Annotated in this window: 10 protein-coding genes and 5 pseudogenes; 5 read left to right on the top strand and 10 right to left on the bottom strand. The window is 69.0% G+C overall.

Annotated features, from left to right (window positions below):
- Window positions 1-138: 138 nt before the first annotated feature.
- Window positions 139-1,347 (bottom strand): phosphatidylserine/phosphatidylglycerophosphate/cardiolipin synthase family protein, encoded by a 1,209-nt coding sequence (locus ACIP4Y_RS35150; protein WP_401400231.1) that lies wholly within the window; start codon window positions 1,345-1,347, stop codon window positions 139-141.
- Between the two features lie 379 nt (window positions 1,348-1,726).
- Between ACIP4Y_RS35150 and ACIP4Y_RS35145 the strand changes: the two genes are divergently transcribed.
- Window positions 1,727-1,936, top strand: a complete 210-nt coding sequence (locus ACIP4Y_RS35145; RefSeq protein ID WP_401400228.1) for a peptidoglycan-binding protein — start codon at window positions 1,727-1,729, stop codon at window positions 1,934-1,936.
- Between the two features lie 88 nt (window positions 1,937-2,024).
- On the opposite strand, the gene ACIP4Y_RS35140 is transcribed toward ACIP4Y_RS35145, so the two are convergent.
- A complete protein-coding gene (locus tag ACIP4Y_RS35140; RefSeq protein WP_401400226.1) occupies window positions 2,025-2,264 on the bottom strand; it encodes a hypothetical protein in 240 nt (79 codons plus the stop codon).
- 72 nt (window positions 2,265-2,336) lie between these two features.
- On the opposite strand from ACIP4Y_RS35140, the gene ACIP4Y_RS35135 reads away from it, so the two are divergent.
- Window positions 2,337-2,576, top strand: coding sequence for a hypothetical protein (locus tag ACIP4Y_RS35135; protein ID WP_401400224.1), 240 nt, complete (start codon window positions 2,337-2,339; stop codon window positions 2,574-2,576).
- A 159-nt stretch (window positions 2,577-2,735) separates the two neighbouring features.
- Here the strand turns inward: ACIP4Y_RS35135 and ACIP4Y_RS35130 are convergent, their stop codons facing one another.
- The 5 genes and pseudogenes from ACIP4Y_RS35130 to ACIP4Y_RS35110 form a co-directional block, all read right to left on the bottom strand.
- Complete coding sequence (locus tag ACIP4Y_RS35130; RefSeq protein WP_401400221.1) at window positions 2,736-3,383, bottom strand: response regulator; 648 nt, start codon at window positions 3,381-3,383, stop codon at window positions 2,736-2,738.
- A gap of 319 nt (window positions 3,384-3,702) precedes the next feature.
- Window positions 3,703-4,201 (bottom strand): annotated as a pseudogene (locus ACIP4Y_RS35125) (IS5 family transposase); the annotation flags it as partial.
- Window positions 4,199-4,800 (bottom strand): annotated as a pseudogene (locus ACIP4Y_RS35120) (IS5 family transposase); the annotation flags it as partial. The pseudogenes ACIP4Y_RS35120 and ACIP4Y_RS35125, both read right to left, overlap by 3 nt.
- Before the next feature lie 118 nt (window positions 4,801-4,918).
- Window positions 4,919-5,333: pseudogene (locus ACIP4Y_RS35115) on the bottom strand (RacP protein).
- Window positions 5,334-5,486: 153 nt separating this feature from the next.
- The gene (locus tag ACIP4Y_RS35110; RefSeq protein ID WP_401400218.1) at window positions 5,487-5,807 is read right to left on the bottom strand and encodes a hypothetical protein; all 321 of its coding nucleotides are present in this window, start codon (window positions 5,805-5,807) and stop codon (window positions 5,487-5,489) included.
- A gap of 119 nt (window positions 5,808-5,926) precedes the next feature.
- Between ACIP4Y_RS35110 and ACIP4Y_RS35105 the strand changes: the two genes are divergently transcribed.
- Entirely contained in the window at window positions 5,927-6,697 is a 771-nt protein-coding gene (locus ACIP4Y_RS35105; RefSeq protein ID WP_401400215.1) for a hypothetical protein, read from the top strand.
- Between the two features lie 182 nt (window positions 6,698-6,879).
- Here ACIP4Y_RS35105 and ACIP4Y_RS35100 read toward each other — a convergent pair whose 3' ends face one another.
- Window positions 6,880-7,116: a hypothetical protein gene (locus ACIP4Y_RS35100; protein WP_401400212.1), complete on the bottom strand. Its 237-nt coding sequence runs from the start codon at window positions 7,114-7,116 to the stop codon at window positions 6,880-6,882.
- A gap of 340 nt (window positions 7,117-7,456) precedes the next feature.
- Window positions 7,457-8,132, bottom strand: a pseudogene (locus ACIP4Y_RS35095) (IS5 family transposase); the annotation flags it as partial.
- Between the two features lie 725 nt (window positions 8,133-8,857).
- On the opposite strand from ACIP4Y_RS35095, the gene ACIP4Y_RS35090 reads away from it, so the two are divergent.
- Window positions 8,858-10,972, top strand: a complete 2,115-nt coding sequence (locus tag ACIP4Y_RS35090; protein WP_401400209.1) for a SpoIIE family protein phosphatase — start codon at window positions 8,858-8,860, stop codon at window positions 10,970-10,972.
- A 65-nt stretch (window positions 10,973-11,037) separates the two neighbouring features.
- Here the strand turns inward: ACIP4Y_RS35090 and ACIP4Y_RS35085 are convergent.
- Window positions 11,038-11,807 (bottom strand): annotated as a pseudogene (locus ACIP4Y_RS35085) (transposase).
- A gap of 61 nt (window positions 11,808-11,868) precedes the next feature.
- Here ACIP4Y_RS35085 and ACIP4Y_RS35080 point away from each other — a divergent pair.
- Window positions 11,869-12,138, top strand: a complete 270-nt coding sequence (locus ACIP4Y_RS35080; RefSeq protein ID WP_401400206.1) for a YrhB domain-containing protein — start codon at window positions 11,869-11,871, stop codon at window positions 12,136-12,138.
- Window positions 12,139-12,268 lie beyond the last annotated feature (130 nt).

The following is a 12,268-nucleotide window of genomic DNA, read 5'->3' as shown; positions in this document are numbered from 1 at the left end:
CCGCGCAGCCAGCCAGTGCACGGCACCCATGGCACCCCCCTGCCCGCCCGCGCCGGCGGACCCCACCGGGGTTGTACCCGGCCCGGGGCGCCCCCAGCGGCGATCGGCGGGGAAGCGGCGCGCGCTGAGGCAGATGCGTCACAGGAACCGCCGGATCGGAGCGACGGCGGCTTCCTCGGCGCGCTGCAGTATGGCCCGCCGTCTCCATCGGGTGAGGTCGATGTCGACGCTGCGCCGCAGGTCCGCGTCGTAGTCCCGGTCGAGTTCGGCGGTGAACGTCTCGTCCAGGACGGCGAGCATGACCTCCTCGTCATGGTCCATGGACCGGCGGTTGAAATTGGTGGATCCGATCAGGGCGGCGACCGAGTCCACAGTGATGATCTTGGCGTGCATCATGGTCGGCTGGTACTGGCGTATCTGCACGCCTGCTTCCAGCAGCCGTGTGTAGTGGCGCTGGCCGGCGAGCTGGCAGGCGCGCTGGTCGGTGTGCGGCCCGGGAAGCAGGATCTCCACGCGCACCCCGCGGCGGGCGGTCTGACACAGCAGGTCGATGAAGTAGGTGTCGGGGGCGAAGTAGGCGGTGGCGAGGCGGAAGCGCTCCTCGGCGGAGGTGAGCATGACGCGGATGAGCGTCTGCATGTCCTGCCAGCCGATGCTGGCAGAGCCGCGTACGACCTGGACCACCGACGAGCCGGCCTGCGAGTGCTCGATGAAGCGGTCGCGATCGTCGTAGAGCTGGTCGTGGCACTCGGCCCAGTTCTGCGCGAACGCGGCCGCGATGCCGTCCACGGCCGGTCCGCGCACCTGCACGTGGGTGTCGCGCCACTCCCCGGGGTTGCGGGCGTCACCGCACCATTCCTCCGCGATACCGACGCCGCCGGTGAAGGCGGTCTGCTCATCGACGACGAGAGCCTTGCGGTGGCAGCGGTGGTTCTGCTTGAACGGCGACAGCCAGGCGGGCTTGCGGAACCAGGCCACCTGCACACCGGCCGCATCCATGAGATCCAGCAGCCGCTGCTCGATGTCCTTGGCGCCGAAGCCGTCCAGCAGCAGACGGACGCGCACGCCCGCCCGGGCCCGGTCAGCGAGAGCGACGGCGAAGTCCCGGGCGATCTGACCACGCCAGTACACGAACGTCATCATGTCGATCGTGTACTGGGCCGACCGGATCGCCCTGAGCATCGCGGGGAAGATCTCGTCGCCGTTGCGCAGGGGCAGCAGATCGTTGCCTTCGGTGGCGGCCACCCCGATCAGCCGTTCCAGACGGCGGCGCAGCCGCTGCTTGCGTGCCGCCGCGCCGGACGTGGTGACACGCTCCGGGGTTGCCGGTCCAGTGCCGAGGATCACGTCGTTCCTCCCGTTCGACCATGAGGACGGATCGTTGCGGGCCGCTGGTAGAGCCCGAGAAGCAACATGCCCGGCGGGTCCTGCCCCATGTCGGCGGCGGCTCAGGTCCTCTCCGCCCGCGTGCAGGCGGGGGGCCGGACACGTGGCAGACGCTGCCACCGGCCTGAACGGCTATGCGGCATTGAACCGATTTTGCGCTGGCTTCAGCCTCACGATCCGACGAGCCTTGCGGCCCCCCAGCAGGGTGCGAGGCCCGCGGTCAGCAGCCCGCACGCCTCCGTCCTGGCAGTGGAGAACCTCGCCTGGGTACGGCCAGGGCCAAGAACTGGCAGAGCTGTCTGAACGCCGGGGCTTCAACGCCGGTACCGTCGACGGGTAGTTGGGCACCCACAGCTGGAAGGCAGCGCAGAGGATGCTCAACGCCTGGGGTTACGACGCCGGTACCGTCGACGGGGTCGTCGGACCCGACACCATCAGGGCGCTGCAGAAGTTCCTGAACGCCGTCGGCTACAACGCCGGAACCCCCGGCGGGATCGCCGGAACGCAAACCATGACCGCGTTCTGGAACTACAACGCCACCGGCTGCTGAGCCGACCTGCACCGGGGAGGCCGGCGCCCACGTCTGACGCAGGTGTCGTGGTGCTCGCGGAGCGCCACAGCACTGCGGCGTCCCGCCGTCAGCTCGCGTTGGTGAAGGTCAGCTCCAGCGTCGCGTAGTCCTTGCCGCCGTTCTCCTTGTTCTTCAGGTAGACCGTGTGCGACACGGACTGCCCGGCGGCCACCTGGAACCGCAGGTCCCGGACATCGTCGTCCAGATCGGTGGTGGTGTCCTTGGTGCCCTCGTAGAACAGGGCGTCCGCCCCGAACAGCAGCGTGCCCTTGTCGTCCACCACCTGCGCGAACGCGTGCAGTTCCACGCGGATCTCGCCGCCGCACTAGGTCGCCACCACTCGTTGGGCCCGTACACGCCGTCCGTCCAGCGGACCGCGTTGATCTCGCCCCTGCGGTACGTGCCCGGCGACCAGCCCTCGTCGTCGCGGATGACGAACGGCCCGCTGATCACCGCCTTGCGCAGGGTGCTCGTGAGGGCGGTCCCGCCGTCGGCCGCGGAGGCGAGCACGGCCGAGGCGGTGACGGCGGGCGCGGCGACGAGACCGAAGGCCGCGGTCGCCACAGCCAGGATGCGGGCCCGCCGGCTGACACGGCTTCTGCTGCTTGCGTTGCTGTGACGCATGTGGATGGTTCCCCCTGATCCGGTGATGCGTTCCCAGTGATGCGTGACCACTGTCGCAACAGGGGTGTCCTGCATTCATGAGGCAGCTGTCCCGAAGCCGCCTGGGCATCCGTCCCGGCAGGGACGGGTACGCCGTGTCCGCGTCCGCGGTTGTTCAGGGGCCGCTCAGGCCCGCCCGCCGGGCCCGGACAATGACCTCGCCCCGGCTCGCGGCCTGAAGCTTGGTGAGGATGTTGGACAGGTGGTTGCGCACGGTCTTCTGACTGAGGACCACGTGCCGGGAGACCGCCCGGTTGTCCAGCCCCCTGGCCACCAAGTCCAGGACCTCCCGCTCCCGTGCGGTCAGTGCGCCCATCGCATCCGGCGCGGGAACCGCCGCCCCGGTCAGGTAGGCCACGGCCCGGCCGGCCACCGCCGAACCCAGGATCACCTCATCGTTGGCGACCGCCCGCACCGCACGCTCGACCTCGGCGGGGCCCGCGCCCTTGAGCAGGTATCCGCGGGCCCCGGCCCGCACGGACGCGAACACCGACGCGTCATCGTCCAGCATCGTCACGACCAGGACGGCCGTGCCGGGCCGCAGCCGCAGGATCTCCCGGGTGGCCTCGACACCGGACGCGGCCGGCTCGCCCAGGTGCAGATCCATCACCACGACGTCGGGCCGCAGCGCTGTGACCGCCGCAACCGCGCCGTCGGCGGTGTCCGCCTCGCCCGCCACCACGATCCCGGCAAGGGAGCCGAGCAGCGCGGCCATCCCCATCCGGAACACCGGATGGTCGTCCACGACCAGAACCCGCAGCACGCTCTCGCCGCACCCGTCCGGGCCCGCATCGTCCTCAAGGCGGCCAACGCCAACACCGGAGGGAGCGCATGACCACTACCGGTCTGTATGACCTCGTGGCCAGCGAGGGCGACGACGCACCGTGCACCCCGTCATGGTGGGGGGACCGTGTCCCCCGCAGGTCTTTTTCTTCTACACAGCATGTCTCGTGGGGGCCGTGTGTGAAACCCTGCGCAAGCTTCGAATGCACGGTCCCCGCTCCGGACTGGTCGTGCGAAGCACAGAACGCATCTATGGCTATGAACCTCGTACTCGTCACGTCCCGGGCTTAGACCGTGTCCTACGTGGTGAGGCCGATGAGTCGCTTGTAGCAGCACAGGGCGGCGGCGAGGCCGAGAAAGGCCAGGTAGTTGCGGGGATTGCGTTCGTAGCGAGGGTTGAGCCGGCGGTAGCCGGACAGCCAGGACATCGTCCGCTCGATGACCCAGCGGCGTCGCCCCAATCGTTCACTGGACTCGATGCCTTTGCGTGCGATGCGTACTCCGATGCGCTTCCCGCGGAGCCATCTGCGCAGATCAGCCCGGTCGTAAGCCTTGTCCGCATGCAGCCGCTGGGGCTTGAAATACCGGCCGCGGTGGGGGTCGTGTCTCGTTTGGTGACCCTCCACCATCGGCTTCAGTCCTTCGCTGTCTTGGGTGTTGGCGGACGAGACGCCGACGAGGAGGGGCAGTCCGTTCGCGTCCGACAGGATGTGCATCTTGGAACCGGCTTGCCTCGGTCCACGGGGCTCGGACCTGTGTGTTCGCTCCTTTTTTAGCCCGCACGTGGGCGGTGTCGATGAAGCCGGAGGTGTCCTTCGGGCGGCTGACGGTCTTGATCGTGAGGCCCAGGTGCTTTTTCGCCCAGGTCACGAGCTTTCCGGCGTAGGGCGGAGTCGGCCCAGACGATGGTGATCTCGGGGTGCATGAGGAGGAGCCGAAAGAGGACTTCCTTGGCCGCGTGGCTGTCGTGGAGGTCAGCGGGGGTGACCTTCACGAACAAGGGAAGGCCGCGGGTGTCAACAACGAGGTGGCGCCTTGCGGCCGTTGATCTTCTTGCCCGCGTCGTAGCCGCGGGAGTCCTTGCCGACGGTTTCGGCGGCCTTGACGCTCTGGGAGTCGATCACGGTGGCGACCGCTCGGGGGCCTTTGCCCATGTCGCAGCGGATCCGGCTGGTGAGGTGGTCGCGGATCTGGCCGATTACTCCGGCGGCTGCCCCGCGGGCCATGAACCCCCAAACCGTGCGCCATGGTGGGAAGCCAGCAGGTAGAGCCCGCCATGTGCATCCGGTGTCGGCGACGTAGCGGATTGCGTCGACGATCTCCCGCCGGGGGTGTTTCTCGGGCCGTCCGCCGCGGCTGGTCTCGCAGGCCGGCTCCGGCAACAGCGGTTCGATCAGGGCTTATTCCGCGTTCATGGTGTCGGAGGGATAGCGACGCTGACGCATGGCGGCGGGCTTCCCTCCAGATCCAAGGGGAGGGTCGCCCGGCCGGAGGCCGGGCGCCCCTCGGTGGCGGTCAGGAAGAGACGACGAGGTCGAGGGTGGATTCGATGGAGTTGAGCTGGGCGACGATTGGCGTACCCGCTTGTCGCCCGGGTGGGCGGCGGCGTGCGGGGCGACCGTGCCGGTGATGAACCTGCGGAACTCGGTCAGTTTCTCGGCGAGTACGGCCCGTTCGTATGCCTCCAGTGCGGCCCGTTCGGCGCCGAGCTGGTAGCCGTCGGCCCTCGTCCAGATCAGCGGTGGCCAGCCGTTCTCGGCGATGACGTCGCGCAATGCCGCCAGCCCCGACCTGACCTGGCTGGGGGACAGCCCGCTGGCGCGGGTCACTGAGGGAACAGCAGACCCGCCGGTCTGGCCTCGAACAGCACGAACCGCAGGGTGTCCGCGTGCCGCGCGAAGAACCGGGTGTCCTCGAGGGCCGCCGCGATGGCACCGTTGTCGATGCCCTTGGCCTGCGGCGTACGACGCGGCGGCCGATGCGGGCGGGTCAACCGGCTCGCGTGGCACGGCGACGCCCGGGGCGAGCGGACGGCGGGCGGTGCGCCGGGGCGGCCAGGGCGTGGTCATCGTCGGCCTCGTTTTCATGGTGGGATATCGGAGCCGGCCGCCGCCAGAGTGGATCCGCTTGGGCCGGTAGTACGGCGGCGGCAGCTCGTCGTCCGCCTCGGCACGCGCCGCGTACGAGCTGTTCGTAACGCTGCCGGAACGCCGCCCCGGAACTCCTTGTTGCCGGCGGGCTCGTCCAGCATCCTCGCCACCTCGATCAACGGAACCGCGATGGAGGCCTCGACCTCGTCCGGAAGGCTGTCGAGGTAGACGTCGTCCTCGGTGAGCACGAGATCCACGATGCGGCGTGCGGCTTCCCTGACGAACTGTGAACCGGTATCGGTCGGCACGGTCACCCCATGTCCCTCGGTGGGCCCTCACCTCATGTGAGGCGGATCACGTGCCGATCTTCGCATCCCTTTGCGTCCGTCCCGGGTCCGATCAGCGGACGGTCTTGTTTATGGGGAGAATAAAAATGAGCAATCGGACTCTCATGGTCACGGCAAGCCTCGGTGTGTCGTCGCTGATGGCCCTGACCGCCTGTGGTACGGACAAGTCGGACGACCCGAAGGCATCCGGCGGCTCCGCCTCGGCCACCGCGGAGGCGTTCAAGGGCCTGACCGCGGATCAGATCTCCGAGAAGGCCCGTGTGGCGATGACGAAGCTCGACTCGTTCAGGGTCAAGGGCAGCATGACCACGGACGGCAAGCACATGACCTTCGACTTCGCCGTCGCCAAGAGGGGTGACTGTCAGGGGACCTTCGGCACGGGGGATGCGTCCGCCGAGTTCCGTCAGATCGGCGACGCCGCCTACATGAAGGGCGACAAGAAGTTCTGGCGGGAGATGGGCAGCGAGGACGGCTCCTCGTCGGAGGACACGGAGGCCCTCATCGAGATGCTCAACGGCCGCTGGTTCAAGATGCCGGCGCAGGACGCGAAGGCGGACGACAAGTTCCCCTTCTGCGACATCGGCACGATGTTTGAGAAGGACGAGAAGGAGAGCCACCTGACCAGGAAGGCGGACACCGACGTCAACGGCACGCCCGCCGTGACGCTCAAGGGGAAGGACGGTGCCGCGACCCACACCCTCTTGGTGGCCGCCAAGGGCGAGCCCTACGCGCTCAGGTTGACCGCTGAGGGCGGCAAGGAGCCCGGCTCGTTCGACTTCTCGGCCTTCAACAAGCCTGTGACGGTCACGGCCCCGCCGGCCGGCGAGGTCATGGATCCGGAGAAGCTCAAGGGCTAAACGCCCCTACCGGAACGTGCACGGGGGCGGGCAGCGGGTGGGGTGTCGCCGTCTCCTCCAGAGGCGTCGTGCTGCGCGTCGGCTGGCGCGGGCGCGACCCCCAGAAGTTCGCTGTGAGCCGTGCGGTGCGCCGGGCTCCGGCGGCCGTGCCAGGGCGGGGCATGCCACCATGCCGGGCATGCTCAGCCCGCCTTCCGCAGCGGCGTGAGCAGGGCGTCCGCTGGTTGCTCGCGCACCGCTGCCGGGCCCTTCGGCGTGGCCAGTGTGGCCGTGAAACCGGGCCCGCAGGCGGTCAGCGTACGCAGGGTGAGAGCCACGGGCAGACGGACGTCCGCGTCGGTGGGCGGGCGTCCTTCGATCTCGCTGATACCGGCCGGGGTGAGTAACGGCGTCTTCCACCACGACAAGACGCCCGGCATCCGTTCTACCCCGTCCAGAACTCCGCCATTCGATCAGCCGTCCATTAGACGGACGCGTCTGGTTCGGTAGACGACATCGACTCAGACAGCGGCTGGCTCGGACGACCGCATCCGGCCCCAGGATCCGTGCTGGGGCAACCTGACCACGTCAGCGCAACAGCACAGCCCGAGCCGAGTGATTCGGGGTTGCCAGGGCCGTGCAAAGCTGTGGTGGCGACATGGCATCCGGCTGGTAGCGGTAGCCCCTACGGGCAGCGGGCTTCTCGTTGCGCTGCTCACGGGAAACTGGGCGTTGCATAGACCTTGACAGCCGCCTCGGCCTAGGGGTTGTCGTCAAATGTCAGGCCCACATCAGCAGGGACGCGAGGGTGACGGCTGCTTGGTAGGACTCGGCGGTTTTGTCGTAGCGGGTGGCGATGCCGCGCCACTGCTTCAGCCGGTTGAAGCACCGTTCCACCCGTTGCGCCGCTTTCCAAGCTGCTGGTTGAAGGCGGGTGGCCGACCGCCGCGGCTGCCGCGCTTCAGGCGGTTGCGGACCTGGTCGGCCCGCTCGGGGATCGTGTGAGTGATGCCGCGCCGACGGAGCCAGGCGCGGATCGCCTTCGAGCTGTAGCCCTTGTCGCCGATGACATGAGACGGCCTGGTCCGGGGCCGGCCCGGTCCGATGCGAGGCACTCGGATCGTGTCCATCACCGTGGTGACTGGGTGCAGTCATTGGTGTTGCCGCCGGTGACCACCAGGGCGAGCGGTCGGCCGAAGGCATCACAGGCCAGATGAATCCTGCTGGTCAGGCCACCTCGCGAACGTCCGAGTGCTCGGAGCCCCCCTTTTTTTGGGCTCCGGCGGCATGGTGGTGGGCCCGCACGATCGTGGAGTCGACCGACACCAGCCAGACGATGTATCCGGCGGCATTCCGCCTGGGCTTGGGCCGCTTGGAGCATCCGCTCGAACGTGCCGTCCGTGGCCCACGCGCGGAAACGGGTGTGCAGCGTGAACCGAAGGGCATACGGGTTCGGTGCCGCGCAAGGAGGAGTATGCCCCGGTCACCGGGGAGCTGCTCGGCACCGGGTACGACGACCGTGCCGCAGCGGTCGCTTCGACGGCCGATGTACTGCACCCCGCCGGCCAGCGGAACAGGAACTGGGACCGGCGATCGCCAACCGGCTACGCCGCGCCACGGTGCCCCGGAACCGGCCCCGGGCGGTGAGTACCCGCACCTGCCGCTGGCCGTCCTGGACCGATTCGATCCTCACCAGGTGGTGGTCCTCCAGGGATCGGGCGCGCGTTGCCCGCGTTCAGCCAGTGGCGCATCGGAAGGGGGCCGCCGCGCCCGTGCCATCCGACGGCGACCAGCGAGAATTCGAGGCGCAGGACGGCGGGAGGAGCGCCCCGTGGCGAGCACCGCCGGCGAACCTGAGCAGCCCCCAGCGGCGGCTGGTCCTGGCCGGCGAGGGTCAGCAGGGCGTGGGCGAGCTTGGCGGGGTCGCCGGGCTGCTGTCCGTTGATGCTCTTCGAGGGCTTCAGCCACGACGGGTGCAGACGCGTGGAGGAGGGTTGCAGCAAGAGGCCCGCGAGCGGTGCCGGGGGCGTCGGCTTGGATGCCGCTAATGCGCCCAGGTGGCACCGTGCTGACAGGAGTATGTGTTCTCCGGCGGTCCGGGGGACCATGGAGGCGAAGCACCTGCCGACCCAGCCAGGCCGGCGGATGACCCCGTGCCGGCTGGCGGGAGGGAGTGCCGCGATGGGCGAAGCCGGATGGCCTCCCGCGGACCTCGACCGGGCGGGCAACCGCCGGGAGGGGGAGCCGTCGCAGCCGAGCGGGCTGATGGACCTTCTCGCTGTCGCGGCGGTGCTGCTGGATGCCGAAGGCCGAATCGTCCTGTGGAGCCCGCAGGCCGAGGCCCTCTACGGCTACACCGCCAAGGAGGCGCTCGGGCAGTACGCCGCACGGCTGCTCGTCCACGAAGAGCACTTGGACTGGGTGGTCAAGAAGTTCGCCGAGGTCATGGAGACCGGACAGAGCTGGGGCGGGACATTCCCCATCCGGTGCAAGGACGGCATAACGCGGCCGGTGGAGCTGCGCAACATGCGGCTGCTCGACGATCTGGGTGACTTCTACGCCCTCGGGCTCGGCACCGACTCGCCCACACTGCGCGCGCTGGAGCGGGACGTCGCCCTGTCCACCCGGCTGATCGCCCAGTCCCCCATCGGGATCGCGATCCTCGACACCGACCTGCGCTATGTGGCCGTCAATCCCGCCTTGGAGCGCATGCATGGCATTCCGGCGACAGAGCACCTCGGCCGCCACTACCGCGAAATCATGAAGCAATCGAAGTTCGAAGTGCCCGAGGCCGCGATGCGACAGGTCCTCGAGACCGGGATCGCCCTGATCGACCAGTCCACCATCGTCGGCCGCTCCCCGGCCGATCCCGAACACAAGCACGCCTGGTCGATCTCGCTGTACCGGCTGGAGGACACCCAGGGCCGCGTTCTCGGGGTGGCCGACCTGGTGGTGGACGTCACCGACCGCTACCGGTCGGCCACGCTGGCCACCGAGACCCGACGGCGCCTGGCCATAATCGCCGACGGCTCCGCACGCATCGGCACCACCCTGGACGTCGAGCAGACGGCCCGGGAGCTGGCCGAGGTGACCGTGCCCGAGCTCGCCGACGTGGTCGCCGTCGATGTGCTCGACTCCGTCATCGACGAGCACCGCCCCGCCACGACAGACGGCCCAGCGCTCTTCCGCGCGCTGGCGGTAAAGGCCGCCTACCCCACCGAAGCCCTGCAGGCCGCCGACCCGCCCGGCCAGACCGCCGCTTACGACGCCGGCCGGTTGGCCACCCGATGCGTGCGCACCGGCCGCCCCATCCTGATCCGGCACGCCGATGGAAACGACCTCACGCGCATCGCCCGCGACGAGGAGGCCGCCACGCTGCTGGCCCGCGCGGGAGTGCACTCCTACCTGGCCGTCCCGCTCGCCGCACGTGGCACCGTCCTCGGCTTCCTGGGACTTACCCGGGCCCGCGATCCGCGGCCGTTCGACGAGGACGATCTCGCCATCGCCACGGAGCTGGCCTCCCGCGCCGCAGTGTGCATCGACAACGCCCGCACACACCAGAGCGTGCGCAACGCCGCCGAGACCCTGCAGCGTAGCCTGCTGCCAGATCACCCACCCGAGCTGCCCGGCCTGCAGGTCGCCTCCCGGTACCTGCCCGCGCAGGTCGCCTACGAGATCGGCGGCGACTGGTACGACGTCCTCCCCCTCGGCGGGGACAAGACAGCGCTGGTCGTGGGCGATGTGATGGGCAGCGGTATCGACGCCGCCGCGACCATGGGCCGTCTGCGCACCGCGACCGCGGCCTTCGCCCGACTCGATCTCGGCCCTGCCCGGGTCCTCGAGCAGCTCGACGCGATCACCTCCGGGCTGGAGCCGTACATCGCCACCTGCCTCTATGCCGCCTACGACCCGCACGACGGTATGTGCCGCATAGCCAACGCCGGCCACCTGCCCCCCGTCCTCGTCCACAGCGGTGAGCGCCCCCGACTGCTCGACCTGCCCACCGGCACCCCCCTCGGCGTCGGCGGCGTCCCCTTCGAAACCACCACTCTCCGCCTCGCCCCTGGCGACCAACTGATCCTCTACACAGACGGACTCGTCGAAACCCGTCACGACCCCATCGACGGACGCCTCAACACCCTCCTCCGCCTGCTCGAGACACCCGACTCCCCGCTGGAAGAGACCTGCGACCGGCTTCTTCACGGCCTCCGGCACCCCGACAACCCCGACGACGTCGCGCTACTGATCGCCCGCGCACGCCCCTTCACACCAGGCCGTCCGCACCGTTGCCGCTAAGGGCTGTCCCGTAAATGATCTTCGAGGCGTCTAGGGCATGGTGGGCCGCCGTGTGGCCCGCTGGTCTATCCGAGGAGGGCGAGGTTGTGCATGCGGGCGATGCCGAGCATGGCGTGGTGGACGCCGTCGCCTTTGAGGCGGCAGTCGCGGAGGATCTTCCAGGTCTTCATCCGGGCGAAGACGTGCTCGACGCGAGCGCGGACCTTCTTGTGGGACCGGTTGTGTTCCTCTTTCCAGGACGGGAGGTCACTCTGGCCGCGCTCTCTACGGTGCGGGATGACGAGTCCGGTGCCCGGGTATCCGCCGTCGGCGATCGTGAGGGTCTTGCCGACGGCGGCCTTGGCGCCGGACTCCGCCCATGCCTTGCACTCGTTGCGGTTTCCGGCGAGCGGCCAGCCGACCACGACGACCAGGCGGGTGTCGGCGTCGATGACGACCTGGTGGTTGGTGGAGTACCGGTAGTTCTTCGACCGCTCGGCGATGGGGTGGTCGCGGGTGGGGACCAGAGTGCCGTCGACGATGAGCACGGTGTCCTTGGCGAACCGCTTGCGGGGCTGGAGAGCGAGCATCGGCCCGAGGTGGTCGATGATCCGGTCCGCCGCCGACTTGGACACCCCGAACAGCGGGGCGAGCTGCCGCATAGTGAGGTTCGTGCGACAGTAGGCCGCGACGAGCAAGCCCGGTCCTCCAGCGGAAGACTCCACGGCCGGCCTCTGCGGATTGCGTCCGCACCTGCGCGTCGCAGCACCGTCACCAGCTTCCCGAACTGCCGTGGGTTGAGCCCCGTGAACGGGGCTATCCAGGTCGGCTCCGACGCTGTGATCACACCAGCCACACCAAGATCATCCCAGGCCGGTTAGGGTGCCGTCTTCGAGCCGACGGACTGGAGACGGATCATGGAGCAGAACGAGGCCCTGCAACTCGCGGTGACGTTTCTCGCCCGCAGTCAGCGCGACGACGAGCCGCCTCTGGCCATCGACGCAGAGCGGGTCCGTGAGAGCAACGGGCTCCTGATCGTGCCCTACAACTCCGTGCAGTACCTCGCCTCGCGTGATGCCAGAGAGCAGCTGTTGGACTGCTGGCCCATCCTCGTCGACCTTGAACGCGGAGACGTGCGGTTCGGGACTCTGGACGAGCGGCATCTGTGGAGGAACCCGAGCGCCTGACGGCTGTCCCGCAACCACAGTTACGGGACAGCCCTTAGGGCCTGTCCGGCGGATCAAGTGACTTCTCGCACTCCGGCACGTTGGCATGCTCATGAGGCGGGGAGATCTCACGAACGAGGAATGGGCCCGG

The organism is Streptomyces sp. NPDC088810, from assembly GCF_044750305.1.
Lineage (GTDB): Bacteria > Actinomycetota > Actinomycetes > Streptomycetales > Streptomycetaceae > Streptomyces.
This window is presented reverse-complemented; position numbering and strand designations above follow the sequence as displayed.